Source organism: Methanococcoides seepicolus (genome assembly GCF_023684405.1).
In the GTDB taxonomy this organism is placed as follows: Archaea; Halobacteriota; Methanosarcinia; order Methanosarcinales; family Methanosarcinaceae; genus Methanococcoides; species Methanococcoides seepicolus.
Map to the genome: position 1 here is coordinate 1 of NZ_JAGSOI010000029.1, position 17,196 is coordinate 17,196.

12 protein-coding genes, 1 tRNA gene and 2 pseudogenes are annotated in these 17,196 nt (G+C 40.3%); 4 read left to right on the top strand and 11 right to left on the bottom strand.

Going from position 1 to position 17,196, the window contains the following annotated elements; genetic code table 11:
* The first annotated feature begins 136 nt into the window (after positions 1-136).
* On the top strand, positions 137-502 hold the full coding sequence (locus tag KDK67_RS08050) for a hypothetical protein (RefSeq protein ID WP_250868287.1): 366 nt from the start codon (positions 137-139) through the stop codon (positions 500-502).
* A gap of 272 nt (positions 503-774) precedes the next feature.
* On the opposite strand, the gene KDK67_RS08055 is transcribed toward KDK67_RS08050, so the two are convergent.
* On the bottom strand, positions 775-3,909 hold the full coding sequence (locus KDK67_RS08055) for a tetratricopeptide repeat protein (RefSeq protein WP_250868288.1): 3,135 nt from the start codon (positions 3,907-3,909) through the stop codon (positions 775-777).
* 274 nt (positions 3,910-4,183) lie between these two features.
* A pseudogene (gene ribC / locus KDK67_RS08060) lies at positions 4,184-4,453 on the bottom strand (riboflavin synthase); the annotation flags it as partial.
* Between the two features lie 200 nt (positions 4,454-4,653).
* Here ribC (KDK67_RS08060) and KDK67_RS08065 point away from each other — a divergent pair.
* On the top strand, positions 4,654-5,289 hold the full coding sequence (locus KDK67_RS08065) for a CDGSH iron-sulfur domain-containing protein (RefSeq protein WP_250868289.1): 636 nt from the start codon (positions 4,654-4,656) through the stop codon (positions 5,287-5,289).
* 143 nt (positions 5,290-5,432) lie between these two features.
* Here the strand turns inward: KDK67_RS08065 and ribC (KDK67_RS08070) are convergent, their stop codons facing one another.
* From ribC (KDK67_RS08070) to KDK67_RS08100, 8 genes and pseudogenes are all read right to left on the bottom strand, one after another.
* A complete protein-coding gene (ribC, locus tag KDK67_RS08070) occupies positions 5,433-5,897 on the bottom strand; it encodes a riboflavin synthase (protein WP_250868290.1) in 465 nt (154 codons plus the stop codon).
* A 15-nt stretch (positions 5,898-5,912) separates the two neighbouring features.
* Positions 5,913-7,055 (bottom strand): pyridoxal-phosphate-dependent aminotransferase family protein, encoded by a 1,143-nt coding sequence (locus KDK67_RS08075; protein WP_250868291.1) that lies wholly within the window; start codon positions 7,053-7,055, stop codon positions 5,913-5,915.
* Positions 7,056-7,228: 173 nt separating this feature from the next.
* Positions 7,229-7,786: a CBS domain-containing protein gene (locus tag KDK67_RS08080; protein WP_250868293.1), complete on the bottom strand. Its 558-nt coding sequence runs from the start codon at positions 7,784-7,786 to the stop codon at positions 7,229-7,231.
* 68 nt (positions 7,787-7,854) lie between these two features.
* Entirely contained in the window at positions 7,855-8,631 is a 777-nt protein-coding gene (locus KDK67_RS08085) for a sensor histidine kinase (RefSeq protein ID WP_420846932.1), read from the bottom strand.
* An 18-nt stretch (positions 8,632-8,649) separates the two neighbouring features.
* Positions 8,650-8,930 (bottom strand): annotated as a pseudogene (locus KDK67_RS14550) (PAS domain S-box protein); the annotation flags it as partial.
* Between the two features lie 423 nt (positions 8,931-9,353).
* On the bottom strand, positions 9,354-9,995 hold the full coding sequence (gene rnhB, locus KDK67_RS08090) for a ribonuclease HII (protein ID WP_250868312.1): 642 nt from the start codon (positions 9,993-9,995) through the stop codon (positions 9,354-9,356).
* Between the two features lie 45 nt (positions 9,996-10,040).
* Positions 10,041-12,191, bottom strand: coding sequence for a type II secretion system F family protein (locus KDK67_RS08095; RefSeq protein ID WP_250868295.1), 2,151 nt, complete (start codon positions 12,189-12,191; stop codon positions 10,041-10,043).
* Between the two features lie 17 nt (positions 12,192-12,208).
* Positions 12,209-14,533, bottom strand: a complete 2,325-nt coding sequence (locus KDK67_RS08100) for a type II/IV secretion system ATPase subunit (RefSeq protein ID WP_250868296.1) — start codon at positions 14,531-14,533, stop codon at positions 12,209-12,211.
* A gap of 219 nt (positions 14,534-14,752) precedes the next feature.
* Here KDK67_RS08100 and pheT point away from each other — a divergent pair, with 219 nt between their 5' ends.
* Positions 14,753-16,375, top strand: coding sequence for a phenylalanine--tRNA ligase subunit beta (pheT, locus tag KDK67_RS08105; RefSeq protein ID WP_250868297.1), 1,623 nt, complete (start codon positions 14,753-14,755; stop codon positions 16,373-16,375).
* 84 nt (positions 16,376-16,459) lie between these two features.
* On the opposite strand, the gene KDK67_RS08110 is transcribed toward pheT, so the two are convergent.
* A tRNA-Arg gene (locus KDK67_RS08110) sits at positions 16,460-16,555 on the bottom strand.
* 338 nt (positions 16,556-16,893) lie between these two features.
* Between KDK67_RS08110 and KDK67_RS08115 the strand changes: the two genes are divergently transcribed.
* Positions 16,894-17,103 carry a hypothetical protein gene (locus KDK67_RS08115; protein ID WP_250868298.1) on the top strand — a complete coding sequence of 70 codons (210 nt, stop codon included), beginning with the start codon at positions 16,894-16,896 and terminating at the stop codon, positions 17,101-17,103.
* The last annotated feature ends 93 nt before the right edge of the window (positions 17,104-17,196 follow it).

Sequence of the window (17,196 nt, forward strand, 5' to 3'; positions counted from 1 at the left end):
AGTTCATTATCGATATTGATCATATGCGGGATTTAATACATGAGAAATTTATGGAGTGCTCATCAAAAATTAGCTTTGCAAAGAGATGGATTGAAAAGTTTCTTAGTGAAAAACAGAAGTCCAAAATGTTGGGTGTTTGACTATAAATGTAATCATTGCAGGCCAAAGAAAGAGTAATAATGAAGGTTTTATTTGTAGCTTGAGTAGTAGAAAGAATTTCGACAAGCCTTTGGTATTATTACCTGGAGGTTTCTATTTCGCCGGATCCAATACAAAATTAGTCCAACAAATTGCATTGGATGTTTACTCAGAACAAAATCCAAAAGATATTTTCAAGCTAGATACTTGGGCAGTGGAATCGATGTATCGCATTGCTCAACAGGATGATTCAGTTGAATTTCCTTGTCAACTTGTTGGATTAATAGGCAACAAATTAGTTGATTCTAAAAATATTGAATATACTAATTTTTTACATGACCGTTTCTTTGAAAGTCATGTTTAATTTTAAAAAAGATAATAGTGAAGGCCGATGGATGATGATCGAATCAGTATAACTTATCCTGTTCAAATTCATCCTCAAACATTTTCAACAAAACACGCTTATTGTTGATCAGTATCGAACTACTCAAATTAAACGAAGGAGATGTATTGCCCTGATTGATAGCATTTGTATTTTGTAAAAGCTTGAAATCAAATGTGAACGTGATAATAATGACAGTATCAATGAAATAATCTAAAAAGGTCATCGCGGTAGCTTTAATAAGTAATTGTCTTTTATTTCTGACCCTTATCTTTTTTTTCGCGTATCAGTTTGACACGTTTAGCTATTATTGAAGCTTTGCGATTTTTTACTTTCGCTAGAACACGCGCATAGTTTTCTAAGTACTTTAAAAATTTAGGATTGTCATCATTCTTTGTTCTCTCCATCATATCTATTGATTGAGAGTATAAATTTTGTGCTTTTAAAACATTTCTTTGCCTTTCATAGAGAATTCCTAAATTGTTGAGAGCATTGGCAATATCAGGATGATCTGGACCAACAGTATTCTCCAAAATCTTCAATGCCCTATTGTAAAGAGTTTCTGCTTCAGAGTATTTCTCTTGATTATGATATATGCCTGCTAAATTATTGAGAGAATGTCCAACTTCGGGATGTTCTGGTCCTAAAATATTCTCCCTGAGTTCCAATGCCTTCATGCAAAATTGTTCTGCTTCAGAGTATTTCTCTTGATCGTTATAAAGTCGTCCTAAATTATTGAAAGAATAAGCTGCACCGGGATATTCTGGGCCAAAAATATTCTCATTGATTTTCAATGCCCTATTAAAAAGTGCTTCTGCTTCAGAGTATTTTCCTTGAACACGATACATACTCCCTAGATTATTTAAAAAAGTAGCCGTGTCTGGGTGATCAACTCCTAAAGTGCTCTCCCTGATTTCCAATGCCTTATTATATAGTGATTCTACTTCAGTATACTTTTCTTGGTCATGATATACTACAGCTAAATCGTTAAAAGAAACAGCTAGATTTGGATCTTGATGATCTAATATTTTCTCTCTAATTTTCAACGCCCTATTTAGAAGAAGTTCTGCTTCAAAGTATCTCCCTTGATTTCGATAGAGGTTTCCTAAATCACTGAGACTTTTAGCCACATCCAGATGCTCGGGGTCTAAAATATAGTCTCTAATTTTCAACGCCCTATTTAGAAGAAGTTCTGCTTCAGAGTATTTCCCTTGAGCCTGATAAAGGAGTCCTAAATTATTGAGACTTTCCGCCACATCCAGATGCTCGGGGTCTAAAATATCTTCTCTAATTTTCAATGCCCTATTTAGAAGAAGTTCTGCTTCAGAGTATTTCCCTTGAGCCTGATAAAGGGTTCCTAAATTATTGAGACTTTCAGCTATACTTGAATGTTTTAACCCAAAAACAATCTCACTAATCTTTAATCCATCTTTAAAAAGTGATTCACACTCTCCAAAACGTCCACGTTCTTGTAAATATAAGCCAGTAGAATTTAATAGCTCAGAAGCTTCACTGAATTTCATGTCCCATGTTCTAATAAGTTCCGAACAGGCTAGTGAATGAGAAAGTAATTGATCACAAATACTCCAATTTGCAAATTCAACTTCAGGATATACTAAATTTATAGCTTTAACTATACGTTCAACCCAAAGACATTGAGAACTTTTATCCATATTTGCTTTAATTACGGATTGTACCAGTCGATGAACATCAAAATCTTGTTTTTCAGAAGTAGTACTGATAAGTGAAAATTGTATAAGCGGCTTTAAAACTTCGCGAATAATAAGAGGATCATCATTGGAACCACAAAATACTGAAGAGATATTATCTCCCAACTCTTTTCCACCATTTACAAATACCATAAATGGTATTTTAGTGCAGTCAAGAAAAGCACTTGCAAATAAGACATCTGCTGATGCTTTTGACATTTGTTCTACTTGTTCAAAATTTAACAGCCAAGTGGTTGCAACTGATTTTGGATAATTACCAGTTGTATCTGGCGATAATTCCAACAAATCTAAACCACGTTTACGATAACTTGAAAGATACTCATCAAAACTGCATTTCAGTTTATGAATATAAGCTCCTGCTTGTTCAATAGCTAGCGGAAGATAATCGAGTTCTTGTAGAAGTTCATCGAGTGCAGCAGCATCAGATGAGGTTAAGTCTACATGTCCGGTACGCCTGATAAAAAATTCCCTAGCTTCTTCAAGTTGCATTTTTTTGACTTCAATTGGAGTTGTAATTCCAAATTTATCAAAAACTTGAGATCTGGACGTTAAAAGAATATGTCCTCTATATTCAATTGGCAAATAATTGCCTATAATATCGGGGTTATCTGCATTATCAAAAACTAATAACCAATCTTCATTGGTTCTTAACCAATTCATTACGCTAGAAACAACAAGCTTTTGATCAGAATCATCCTTTACGGATAAATTTAATAATCGAGCAATAGATACATAATTTAAAATGATTGAATCTTCAGAATCAGCTGTTACCCAAAGTATAAAGTCATATTCTTCATTAAAACGATATGTGTATTCAATCGCTGTTTGTGTTTTTCCAATTCCACCAAGTCCACATATTGCCACGGATTGTGATAACAGCACCGCTTTATCTGACATTAAGTCTTTGTGAATTTGTTCCAGCATTTCTTCTCGACCAGTGAAAAATTGGTTTCGAGGGTATGGAACATTTGATTTAGTGTTTGGAGCTGGATGATCTTGTGTACTAATTTGCATAGTGCGCAAAGGTCCAATATCCGGTTTCATATCACTTTCAAGAGAAGACATCTCATATTCTTGCTCAAGTTCATCTTCAGTTTCATCCTTTATTGGGAGAATTAGTCTTACTTCTCCAATTTTTGGTTTAACTATATGATTTTGATTTGTGAGATGAGAGTATAATTCATTATATTCATTTTTTTCATCAAGATCATAATAAGTCGCACCTTTCAAAATTGTTGGAATAAACTCAGAGTTATCTGAAGAAAGCACTATCGGGATATATTTTTCATTTTCTCCCCCACTTTCATAGAGTTCCTGAGTTATAATTGCTCCTTCCCACTTTACTCCTTTACCTTTCGAAGGCTCTTCTTTTCTCAAATATCTTCGCTTATAAGTCTCCGTGCAGACTACAAGAACAAAATCGGCACCATCGATTTGATTATGCATCCACAGTGGCCACCCCATCGATGGAGATCTTTCATATCGATCAATATAACAGTCAATTCCGTCGTGACATAATTTGTTTGAAAGATCTAGAACCTTTTTTTCATGTTGGGGAGAATCATGGCTATAGCTGATAAAAACTCTAGAACTTTGCGGAATATTGGAACTAATAATCTCTCCCCCTTTACACTTAATTAGACAATTGTTTTTGAGCAAGCTACTAAATATTCAATGTGACTTAAATGTGTTCTTATTTCCTGATGTATATGGATGTGATTAAATGGTATTTTAATTATTTTACTCGTCATTTACATCAAAGTTGTTGCAAAGTATTGCTGTGATCTCATCCAACGGCTTAAGGTTGAATTTGATATGTATTGTTCTGATGGATAGCATTCTATTTTGTTATAATCAACGAGAAAATAAAGTCTGCACCTATGAAGATTCCTCTCTTCTCCAATAAACCAAAAAAAAGAATAAAAAAACTACCTTAATGTCTCAAAGTCCCAACATCCTCAAACCCTTGCCTTTGACCGGTACCGGCCTGCTTGACAAGTTTTTCAGGGTGGAACAACATGTTGACGGCATTTAAGGCGTGTTCGCGGGAGCGGGTTTCCATGAGGAATGCGAGTTCCTTTTCGTCCTTTCCCTCGTCCTCATGTACGAACACTTCGATGATGTGGGTGTTCGTCATGAGTTGGGCCTGGATGATGCCGGTGGAGGCTTCGTGGGCACAGATCTTGTCCTGTTCCTTGGCTCCGATACAATCATCTTTTAAGGCAGAACTCTTCTTCCACCTTGCCCAAAACATTACCACAAAAGCCATAAAACGGAGATCGGGTAAAGAGAAATTTGACCGAATACCTTTTCAGCTTCTTTCACTGATTTTGTTACAAAAGCCGTTCCTTACAAAAACTAGAAATCCGATGCACACAGATTTCTTTTTATAGAGGTGTTTCAGTGGAGAAAGAAGTCAGGCCTTCAATAAAAGTATCAAAAAATGGACCATATATTGTGAAAGACCTTAAAACACTCAGGAATTCAAAGGGTGTTTTCATCGAGACAAAACCTGTTATGTCACTTTGCAGATGTGGGGGATCGACAAAGATGCCATTTTGTGATGGAACACATGTAGGGAACGATTTTTCCGGGGAAAAAGAAAACGATCGTGTTTCCGACAGAGTTGATACTTACGTCGGAAAACATATTAGCATTCATCGTAACAGAGATGTGTGTTCTCATGTAGGACATTGTATTCGTAATCTACCTTCTGTTTTCAAAAAGGGTAAAGAACCCTGGGCAGACCCGGATGCTACAGACCCAGAAGAGATAGCAAAACTCATCAGGACCTGTCCTTCTGGTGCATTGAGTTATACTGTTAATGGAAAATTGTATAAGGATTATTCATATGGGCCGGAAATTTTTGTTCTGAAGGATGGACCTTACAATGTTGCAGGAGTCAGGCTTGATAACTCTGATGGTTCAGTACCCGAAACCCAAGACCATTATGCTCTCTGCAGATGCGGTGCATCTCGAAATAAACCATTATGTGACGGCCGGCACTCCACTGATAAATTTAAGGATGGGAAGAATTGAACCATTAATCTATTCCACCCGTTCACACTGTTACTAAAAATTCATAACTGTATTATATGAGAACTGTTTTGTGGAGGTACAATGTTGAGTTCCACAAGGATACTCCTCATAGCTATCTCAAAAAAAAGAATAAAAAAACGACCTTAATGTCTCAAAGTCCCAACATCCTCAAACCCTTGTCTCTGACCTGTACCGGCCTGCTTGACAAGTTTTTCAGGGTGGAACAACATGTTAACGACATTTAAGGCGTGCTCGCGGGAGCGCATTTCCATAAGGAATGCGAGTTCCTTTTCGTCCTTTCCCTCGTCCTCATGTACGAACACTTCGATGATGTGGGTGTTCGTCATGAGTTGGGCCTGGATGATACCGGTGGAAGCTTCGTGGGCACAGATCTTGTCCTGTTCCTTGGCTCCTGGCATTCCCAGAGCTATTACTATGTCGCATCCTTCTTCTTCGATGAGCTTCTTGGATGCTACTGGCAGGTCCTTGACACCGGGAACGGTTATCCGCTTGATCTTAGCGGATACGTTCTGCTGGATCTCATCGACGGCTGCACGTCCCATATTGAAACGTGCAAAGGTCGTATCGACAATGCCTATAGTTTTCATATATCATACTATGGCTTATAGTGTGTCAAATACTTTGGCAGCAGCCTCGGTACCTGCACCGATCTCATTAACGACATTGAGTTTCTTGAAAACGAGTTCAAGGTGCTGGATGGTCATCATGAGGTCCTTTGGAGCAACATTGCCCATACTGCCTATCCTGAAGATCTTACCGCTGAGTCTGTTCTGACCGCCTGCGATAATGATGCCCTTGTCCATCATTCCCTTCTTGATATCGTTGCTGTCAACACCCTCTGGTGCCTTCATTGCGGAAACTGTGCTGGAATAAGCACTGGTCGCGTTAAGCTGTGGGAACATCTCGATGCCCATTGCATCCATGGCAGCACGTACAGCAGCAGCGCCGGTTGCCTGCCTCTTGATCCTTGCATCCATGCCTTCTTCCATGACGATCTTCAAAGCTTCCTGAAGACCGAAGAACAGAGGCACAGCAGGTGTATATGGTGTCTGTGACTTGGCTGCACTCTTCTGGTATGCCTTAAGGTCAAGATAGTATGGCAGATTTTCCTTGTTCATAGCCTCAAAAGCACGTTCGCTTACTGAAAGCATGGAAAGTCCCGGTGGTGCAGCGATGCACTTCTGTGAACCGACAACAGCGATATCAACGCCCCAGTCATCCACTTTAACGTCATCTCCACCGATGGAGGTCACGCCGTCCATGATGAACAAAGCATCGTACTTCTTTGCAAGCTTACCAACTTCAGGAGCTGGATTGCGTATACCTGCTGAGGTCTCGTTGTGTACCATTGTAACAGCCTTGGCACCCTCGGAAAGCTTCTCCTCTACAACATCGAGGTCAACGGAGGTTCCCCATTCGCACTCGACAGGAACGACCTGTCCATATCGGGCTGCGATGTCCTTGAATCTCTCTCCGAACTTACCATTCTCGATAGTGACGACCTTGTCATCTTTATCGATAGTGCATCCAAGAGCTGCTTCCATGGAAGCTGTTCCTGAGCCGCTGATGGTGAAAAGATCGTTCTCTGTCTGGAAGATCTCTTTCAGCATGGTGGTACAGTCATCGAACATTGCGGAAAATTCCTTGCCCCTATGATTGATCATAGGTCTTGACATTGCCCTGAGCACGCGAGGTGCAACAGGAACAGGGCCAGGCATCATAAGTAGTGTGTCTTCAAGGTCCATGTAATATCTCCTGTTAAGTCAATAAATAAGTGATTCTATTAGTATCTATTTCTATGAATAGTCGCTATAAATAATAAATAATTGAGCTACCATATGCAAATCTACTATATAATTGTAGTCAGCAAAAAAGAATAATAGCATGGGTTCGGCAAACAAATGCCTGCAAGCCTATTTTAGCCATGCAACAGCTTGATGACATCATGTTTTGTAACGAATCCTGTGGTAACACCCTTCTCGACCACAAGGACCGCCGGATTTCTTTCAAGCATATGTGATATCTCATTGAGCTCAGTAGTAGGCGAAACAATCGGGAAGGCATCACCCATGATATCCCTTATTCTCATCTGGGAAATATCCGATGCCTTTCTCTCTGTCATGACCTTAATAATAGTGTCCTCGGAAATACTGCCCAATGGAACACCCTGATCGATTACCGGAACCTGTGAAAATCCATTCTCTTCCATCAGATGCACAGCCGATTCGACAGAATCATCAGAAGAAACAAAAATAACAAGCGTGTGCATGATATCTCTTGCCAGCACTTTTTCCTTCTCCACTTCCTCAAAGGCAGTAAATATCTTCCTGAGTGTCGATAACCTCGGATCGACATCACCTGCTTCAATACGGGCTATCAAAGGTTGACTGACACCGGCACGCTTTGCAAGTTCGCTTTGGGTAAGGGTCAGATCAAGCCTTTTCTGTCGTAGCCTCTCAGGTGTTGGAAGTTGCATAATATTACTGATGGTAATTATAGTATTTAAGGAATTTGACCCGTTAACAATATAAAAATATTAAATAATCATTCAATGTCGCTTTTCAAAGGCATTGTGAACGTAAAAGTACTTCCTTTTCCAATTTCACTATCGACCCAGATCTCGCCGCCATGCATTTCCACAAAACGTTTCACAAGTGTGAGACCAAGCCCTGTTCCCTGCTGTACCTTTGAACTCATTTCTTCGAGTTGCCTGAACGGACTAAAAATAGCTCCAATATCTTCTTTGGCAATTCCCATTCCCGAATCCTTTACACTAACATAGAGCATTTCGTCCTTTACATTCGCAGACACGACAACAGTTCCGTTATTAGGCGTGAACTTTAGTGAATTGCTCAGCAGATTGTATAGTACCTGCTTGAATTTGGTCTTGTCAGCCTCAATAACAATGGTATTGTCTGCAAGATCTGTAGATATATCGATCCTCTTTTTTACGGTCATTGATGCGAGCAGCATGTTCACTTCCTCTATCGTAGAGGGTACGTCGAATTCTTTGGGCTGTAGTTCCATCCTTCCAGCTTCGATCTTTGAAAGGTCAAGAATATCGTTGATCACATCCAGCAAGTGTTTTCCGCTTGAAGTAATATTGTCCACATATTTTGTTTGTTTCTCATTGAGTGTTCCGAAAGTTCCCAGCATTAACATTTCAGAAAATCCAATGACAGCGTTAAGAGGCGTTCTTAACTCATGGCTCATATTGGCAAGGAACTTACTCTTCTCAAGGTTCATGGTCTCTGCCTTGATCTTTTCCTGAAGGACATATTCAGCTTTCTTTCTTTCAGTGATGTCTCTGAATATCGACATTATTGCAGGTTTTCCTTCATAATCAATGACCGATGCGTTCACTTCCACTGAAACCTTACGACCATCCTTTGCAAGAAGATCAAGTTCATACCTCGAAGGCACATCTGGATCATTTGATAGGCGTGTTTCACACCTCCCTTTTACCAGATCCCTGTACTCATCAGAAACATAATCAAAGAACGGTTTTCCATTAATTCGTCATTAGTATAGCCTATTATATCGGCAAACTTTGGATTTACGAATTTGAGCAGATATTCCTGAGCAATGATAATACCATCATTTCCTTTTTCAACAAGGGTGGAATATTTCTCATCGCTTCTCTTCTGGCTTTAATGTGTCTTCTGAAGGGAAATTCAATACAAATATTATACTTGCACATAAAACTGCAATTCCTATTATTGTGGCTATCTTTTTCATCCCATACTCTCCACAATATTTTTAGTTTTCATTCCACTTCCCCGTTCTCAACATCAACAACTAATAAAAATTCAAATATAATTTATAATTATTTCTTTTGATATATGTGTGTTATGAAACAAAGTTAAGAGTTATCGAGCAAATCGATTAAGAATTAATTATTAAATTTAAAAATCAACAACTCTGCATAAATCCTTAATAATGGATTTTAAGTAAACCTCTAGGTATAATTCAAGTTCGTTCAGAGGATTTCTACAGAGCTCTTTTTTTATTAATTTAATTAGACACTAGCCATCTTCAATTCATTATTGAATGAACTTCTGTGCCGTTTTCCACGAATGCCTGACAATGTCGGGAAAAGAGCCATTCTCACGATACCATTCCTCAAGGAACTTCTTGGTCTTGGGATCTGATGGGTAACCACTGCCTATATCCACACCCAGATCCACCTTTATCTGCTCGATAAGTTCATCACGCCTGACCTTTGCCAATATAGATGCCGCCGAAACAACTGGATATAGATCGTCTGCCCCATGTTTTGAGATAACTTCCGGAGCTGATATGTCCGGATGCTTTTCCATATAATTGTCAAGAAGACGCTTTCCAAAACGTTCCTCCTTCACATCTGCTGCATCTGCATATATCTTGTCAGAAGGAAGCTCCTCGATGACCGAACCAAAAGCAAGTACCATGATATCGTTCATGCTCATCAGTTTTCGAAGCTCATCGATCTGATTCGGAGATACCTCATAAACGAACCACCCATCCGCATATTTCTTTATCTGGGCGGCAAGCTGCACCCTTCTTTTCGGGGAAAGCTTCTTGGAATCTGCAACTCCCAGATTCTTCAGAGCATTGCTTCTGTCCTCATCGATCCTCACACCGCCTATGCACATCGGCCCGATGACCGGACCTTTTCCTGCTTCATCAATTCCCAGTATCTTCATTGAGATCTTCCCTGATATGATTACCATTATATTAGAGTATACCACTCATACGAACACAGTAAATATAAGGTAGCCGATTCCCATCATGATAATTGAATGTTTAAGCCCGGACATTACACTACCTTCTCCCATAGTACCTGCCATAAGTCCTGAGCTTAGACCCTGAATAAGAGAAGCATGCATGAAAAGACGTATATATGCATCAAGGTCGAAATTGCCCAGAAAACCTCCAGCACCACCGGATTCTGCCATCTTTTCCCCAGCAGCTGCCATCTCCGCCAGAAATGTCGTAGAAATAATATAGATAACACCTACGAACACCATGAAGGAAATATAGATGATCACAATATAGATCATCATGCTCATGGCACGTTCACGTTTCATTGACTGTTCGGAAGCCGCATCGTGAGCCGCTACCAGAAGCACTTCGCCAACATCACCACTTGATTCATTGGCTTTTGTGATAAGCGTTAATGACCGTGCAATTACCTGTGTCCGAAGCCTGTTGGCAAATCTTATAAGAGAATCATTGACATTCATCCCCCATGAGATATCTGCCCAGATCATCCTGATCTCATTTCCAAGATGCCCGGATTTTGAATTTGCCATCAGCTTGATAGAATCCCGAAGTGTCATGCCGGTTTCATTGGTACTTGCGAGCTTCTTCAAAAAATCGGGGAAATTCCTTTCAAGATGCTTTTTCTTACGGGACCTTATCTCATGGAAAAGGGCCATTGGTATCATAACAATGAACAGTGTGAGCACGATATAGTCATCAATGAATCCAACCTTTTGTGCTGTTGTCCCGAGACTATCAAGATTGGACCAATAGGGTATGACAAGAACAAGAATTGCCACAGGAATTGTAACAACAAGAGAATATAACGGATTGCTCATTACCATATCGAAAGGATTTTTCACGAATTTCCTGACAGAAAGTGATTTTTTGGCTTTCGCAAAGTTCAGATAATATGCCCGATCCCGTGTATTTTCTTCAGTTTCATTTACAAGTTCTCCTGCTTCATCATAGATCGGTTCCAGATATGAAGGAAGATCAGGAATCCCGTGGTCAAGTATGGTTCGGGTAGGCAATAGTTCAGGTTCACCCATTTCGCTCGGAGTTATGATACTGATCATGACCACGAACATAAGAGAGCCTATAGGTAAAACGGCATATATGATAGCATAGACCATGACCTCTGAACCGGAACCCATGACCGCCATCATGACGCCCATGATTATAATAAATAAAGGACCAGCAACGAATGCGGTCACATACGACTCCGCAAGCAATCCAAGGGTCTCCAAAAAGCCTTTCTCGTCGATAGATGTTTTTAGAAGATACTGTTCGGCTTTATCCTGAAAATAGCGAGGAATGCTGCCACCACTATCGATAATTGTAATAAGATTGTCCATTAATTCATTGAATCTATCAGAAGGGGATCTCTCACTTATGTTCGAGATCGCGGTCTTCATATCATGTCCAAAATAATCCATTTCGCGGATAATGGCATTGACCTCGTTCGAAACTTCCCCATAAGTACTGCCTGAGCGGGAAAGCAACCTGAAAACCTCTATTATGTTCATGCCACCTTTGCTAAGTGCATACATGAAAGTGACTGCGTACGGAAGCTGTCTGTCAATATTACCCTTCCTTTCACCAGCCTGAAACCTGGGATAAAGCATGAACATCCCATATACCCCACCGCCAAGAGAAGCAGCAAAGAAGACCGTCATCAGAAAACCTACGAATATGCCCCTGAATTGCAATATCCATGCATTTGAATAAGAGAACTCCAGTTTTGTCATGGATTCCGGCAATCCGACCACATAGATAGAGATATACGCAATCAAAATACCTATTATCAGGCCGAACACGCAACTTAGTAACGAATAGAATATTGCATTCGAGACATAAACATCATAAGAGAGGGGGATTCGGGCCTGGAAAAGCTGTAACTGAAGGTTCTCATACTTATCTTTCCTCTCCTGGACATAATCACCAAGCAATGCAAAAGGCATTTTTTTGAGGATATTAAAATATGTAGTGGCCTTCTCTTTGGAATAGCTCGTATTGTCAGTACTGTCAGAGAACTTGCTTTTTAGCTTTACAAGTAACGATGTCTTCTCAACAGTGGAAGAAACCAGGGCTTCAACATGCTCATCCTTTTTTTCCAAAGAGTTGTTTTCTGTCACTTTAACACCCCTAAGGATCAGAGCAGGTCCAATTCCTTCATAATTTTTCCCGGATTGGATTGATATGTATTGATTATGTTCGATATCTGTTTGAAATTATTGATATCTTTATCCATCATATATTCAAGAATACGCTGGCGGTTCTTTAGTTCCTTATTGACATCCGTAGCATTCCAACCCCTGTGAATACGTATATCCATGAGGGCTTTTGATTCACCTGTCCTGTGGAAACTATCGGTGTTCGAATCCCATACAAACACATCATTCGTCCTGATATTATGCGTGTTAGGATCGATATCTACTATCTCCACAAGTTTCAGATTTCTTCTGACACGTTTGCCCTTAGAGTAGGTCTGTGCCTGAATGCACATGATATCAAGGGCCTGTATCATGTTACGCGGAACACTGATAGGCGGATTTTCCAGCCTGTGAATTGCAGATGGAACTGAATCCGCATGCATTGTAGAAAATGTAGTATGGCCTGTGGACATGGCCTGGAAAAGAGTAAGTGCTTCCTTACCTCGAACTTCACCCACAAGAAGATATTCTGGCCGCTGACGGAGTGCAGCCTTCAGAAGATCGTACATGTCCACTGCCCCTCTCTCATCCGATGTGAACGAATCCCTTGTTACACCCGGTATCCAGTTCGGATGTGGTAACTTCAATTCCCTAGTATCTTCAAGGGAGATTATCTTCGCTTTTTCAGGAATGAAAAGAGAGACCGCATTCAGTGATGACGTCTTTCCTGATGCCGTACCACCTGCATATATAAGACTCTTATTGTTCTCTATACATAGCCAGAGATATGCCATAGATTCCGTTGAGAAAGTTCCCCATTTAAGAAGGTCCACAGGGGTTATTGGAACTTCATTGAACTTTCGTATAGTGAAAGTGCTGCCGTGGGTAGTAACACTCTTACCCAGCGTCATTTGTATCCTTGAGCCGTCCGGCATGGTAGCATCCACCATCGGGTCAGCAACAGAGATGTGTTTGCCGCTCCTCTGTGCAAGCTGTATTATAAAAGAGTTCAATTCCTCTTCATCAAAAACAATGTTTGTAGCAATGTTCTGGTAATTTTTATGATACAGGAATATAGGTTTGTCGTGACCATTACCCGAAATATCCTCAAGTGAATCATCGTTCATCAAAGGATCGATCTTACCAAAATTTATGAAATCACGTCTGGTGTAATAGAAGATCTTTTCGAGCATAGCAGGAGTTATACCTATAGCATAATCCTTGATTATATCCCTTATCTCTCTCTCAATGACCTCTTCTTTGTCATCATCCTCATCGATCTTTTCTACAAGAAGTATATTCCGCAGCCTATCCTGCACCTCGGCCAGGAACACGGTCTCAAAATCAGACATTGAAGGCTCAACAGCATAATAGATATGGTTATTACTATCTTCGTTGTAAAGGATAACAATGAAAACATAAGGTTCATTGACCCAGTAACGATTAACTTCTTCATAGTTCTCAATGCCATCAAAATAGGAAAGCATCCCATGTATTTCGGGGTCATATGCCTCGATCACTTCATATTCACGAGAGAAAAGATTTTTGATCTTCTGAATAAATCCGATATTATCAGCAGAAACACGTTCTGATTTGGTATCTACAGACTGTTCAACAAGTGCTTCGTCAGTCCCTTCAGCAAGTTGTTCATCATGCATTTCGTTGGACTGCTTTTCAGCGTTTTCATCGATCAAAGTGTTCGATGGAATGATCTTGGAGGAACTACCCGGTACATTATCCTTAATTTCAGGAGCTTTATTCGAGTTTGCATCCATATAAAAGCTCTCATCTTTGACATCAGAAACATTTGCCTCCGAATTCACCGATGTGAGTGAAATTTTCTCATCTGGAAGTGATGCGTTCGGGTCAATATTATCATATTCAACCACATCAGGCACCCATTCTTCTGTAGGATCATGGGCAGAAAGATTAGGATTAGCAAATTTATCGGACCTTGGCAGAAGTATTCCGAATTCATCTTCTATTTCTTTATCATCGGAAGTTTCCGGGATATCCAACGGATACGAGTTCTTTCTACCGCGTGGTCTCAGTATAACAGCATCAAGGTATTCTTTTTCAATATCCATACCTGATATAGGTTTGAATATTTTTGGCTCTTCATGGTTGGAGGAGGGGTGTGGAAAAGTCTCATTCCGATTTTCGTGAGCTACTTCCTTTACATTCAAACTGTAAATTTCTGAAAAACTCTCTTCCGCACCATTTAAAGCATCAGGATCCTTCTTAACATCAGGCTTCAGACCGGCATCCATTATTTCGTCCGATCTAGTTTCTTCTGTTCTTACTTCTGCCTTTTTGACCATCATTACCCCCCAATGGTTCATATGGAGCCAATACTAGAGATATGGCAACCAATAATCATATTATTATAATCATGAGTACTTATTATTATACTTATTGATGCTGATTTACTTATTATAATGAAAAGTAATGAAAAATATTAAATCTAAAGCTATACATGTTCGTTCTATTATCGGTTCGAATTGCAATCTGGTCATTAATAGATGACCATGGAGATATCCCCCATGCCAATAATTACCTTACAATACGAGGATCTGGAATCACTCACTAAAGCAGACAAGGATACGATCATAGACCGCGTGCCAATGATAGGCGCGGATATCGAGCGTATTGAAAAGGAAGCCATCGACATCGAGTTCTTCCCTGACCGACCTGATCTTTACAGTGTCGAGGGAGTAGCAAGAGCAATGAGAGGTTTTATGAACATCGAGACCGGCCTTTGCCAATATGAAGTAACGCCATCTGGTGTCCATATAGAGCTCGAAGAAGGAATAAAGGATGTAAGACCTGTCATAGGATGCGCTATTGTAAGGGGTATTAATTTCACATCCAGCTCCATCAAGTCATTGATGGACCTGCAGGAAGACCTGCACTGGGGTCTTGGAAGGAACAGGAAGAAAGTGTCTATCGGGGTTCACGATATGACAAATCTCAAACCACCTTTCAAATATCAGGCGGTCAGCCCGGACTTCGAGTTCGTGCCTCTTGATTTTACTGAGCCAATGACAATGGATGAGATACTCGAAAAGCATCCAAAAGGTGTTCGCTTTGCAAACATCCTCGAAGGAATGGAGAAATATCCTTTGATAACTGATTCTGAAGGGAACGTCCTTTCATTCCCACCGATCATCAACGGAACTCTTACAAGGGTCGAGGAAAGCACTACAGACCTTTTCGTTGATGTCACAGGTCTTGGAGATGCAGTATATACCGCACTTAGTATCGTTGTGAGCGCGCTTGCCGAGAGGGGCGGAAAGATAGAGTCAGTAAAGGTAGTCTATCCTGACGGGACCGAGAAGGTCACACCGGACATGACACCAAGAACTCTCAAAGTACCTCGCTCAGATATCGATTCACTGATCGGTATAGAACTTACAGATGATGAGATCGTAAATGAACTGAAGAGAATGAGGTTCGATGCAAACGTCCTTGAGGATGGAGAGATGTTCGAGATAAGTGTTCCAACCTACAGAGCTGATATCCTTCATAATTATGACATCGTCGAGGATATTGCCATTGGATACGGCTTTGATAAGATCAAAAGTGAATTCCCAAAAAGTGCGACCATTGGATGTGCACACCCGATCTCAATTACAAGAGGTATCATGCGTGAGATAATGGTGAGCCTTGGTTACTCCGAGGTCATGCCTTTCACCCTCACAAGCCAGAAGGTACATTTTGAATGGATGAACAGGGAAGAAACAGATGATGTGACCTTCGTACTTCATCCCATAAGCGAAGACCAGACAATGGTGCGCACCACCATATTGCCGAACCTTATCGAGATATTTTCCCTTAACCAGCACCATGAACTGCCACAGCGCCTCTTTGAAGTAGGCGAGGTAGTCGTTAATTCAAAGAACCGCCTGCACCTCGCAGCAGCCTCGATACATGCCCAGGCTAACTTCACAGAGATAAGGGAGGTCCTTGATGCAGTCATGAGGGAACGAGATATCGAATACGAGGTAATTGTATCAGATGACCCCGCATTTATCGAAGGCAGGCGCGCAGATATTCTTGTCAACGGCGAAAAGGTCGGAATGATGGGAGAGCTCTATCCTGAAGTGATCATTAACTTCGGTCTTGGACAACCCATCGTTGGATTTGAGATCGACCTTACAGAATGAACATTTGTAAATTCCCGGAAATATCCGGGAAAAATTCTTTTTTAATTGATAGTGCAAAAACTTTAAATTCTGATAAAAGAGATACGGGCCCGCCGCGATTCGAACGCGGGTCAATGGGTGTCTTCGCGGTATTTTACCACATCGAAGCCCATGAGGATGTCCTGGCTACCCTACGGGCCCTCTTTCAAAATTACGATGCTATCATTGTAATTGTTATTATTAAAGGTTGCGACACAACTTCCACTTGTGGCTACTTATTTTATCACAAATGTGTTCATACTGAGAATGTTCAAGGAATCATTGCAACATTTGAGGATAAAGTAAACCAACAGATAATCTTCATTACTAAACCATCTATAGAGTCTCTGTCGATTGGTATAAAGAACATATGAAACCATCACGGAGCAGTGAAGTAGCTTCACGTACTACGATGATGGTTACACGTAGTTCTATCCGCAAGGAAGGAAAAGTCATTGATAAATTCAATTGTAAATTTTAACTGTGCAGTGGGGGATTATATGAAATCATTACAAACTTGGAGTGGAATAAGTAATTTTAAATATGAAGGTTCAGTTGCAGAGGGGACTATTATTTATTATGGTAAGAAACCTGGAATCATCAAAGTATCTTCTGGACAATTTTCTCAGTTGCTTCATCACTTTAAAGGTGAATCTGTAAAAATTGGAACTTCAAGAGACAATACACCTAAAGATAGTGTAGGGGAATAGCTACAGGAAAATATCACTAAAACCGCAATTGCATCATATGTTGGTCCTATTTTGGTTGATGAGGGTTATGCTACCAAAGGTGATATAAAAGAA

Coding starts and splice junctions, on each gene's coding strand:
- ribC (WP_250868290.1), bottom strand. CDS start 5,897: ATGAAAACTATAGGCATTGTCGATACGACCTTTGCACGTTTCAATATG.
- KDK67_RS08075 (WP_250868291.1), bottom strand. CDS start 7,055: ATGGACCTTGAAGACACACTACTTATGATGCCTGGCCCTGTTCCTGTT.
- KDK67_RS08080 (WP_250868293.1), bottom strand. CDS start 7,786: ATGCAACTTCCAACACCTGAGAGGCTACGACAGAAAAGGCTTGATCTG.
- KDK67_RS08085 (WP_420846932.1), bottom strand. CDS start 8,631: ATGTCGATATTCAGAGACATCACTGAAAGAAAGAAAGCTGAATATGTC.
- rnhB (WP_250868312.1), bottom strand. CDS start 9,995: ATGAAGATACTGGGAATTGATGAAGCAGGAAAAGGTCCGGTCATCGGG.
- KDK67_RS08100 (WP_250868296.1), bottom strand. CDS start 14,533: ATGATGGTCAAAAAGGCAGAAGTAAGAACAGAAGAAACTAGATCGGAC.
- pheT (WP_250868297.1), top strand. CDS start 14,753: ATGCCAATAATTACCTTACAATACGAGGATCTGGAATCACTCACTAAA.
- KDK67_RS08115 (WP_250868298.1), top strand. CDS start 16,894: ATGAAATCATTACAAACTTGGAGTGGAATAAGTAATTTTAAATATGAA.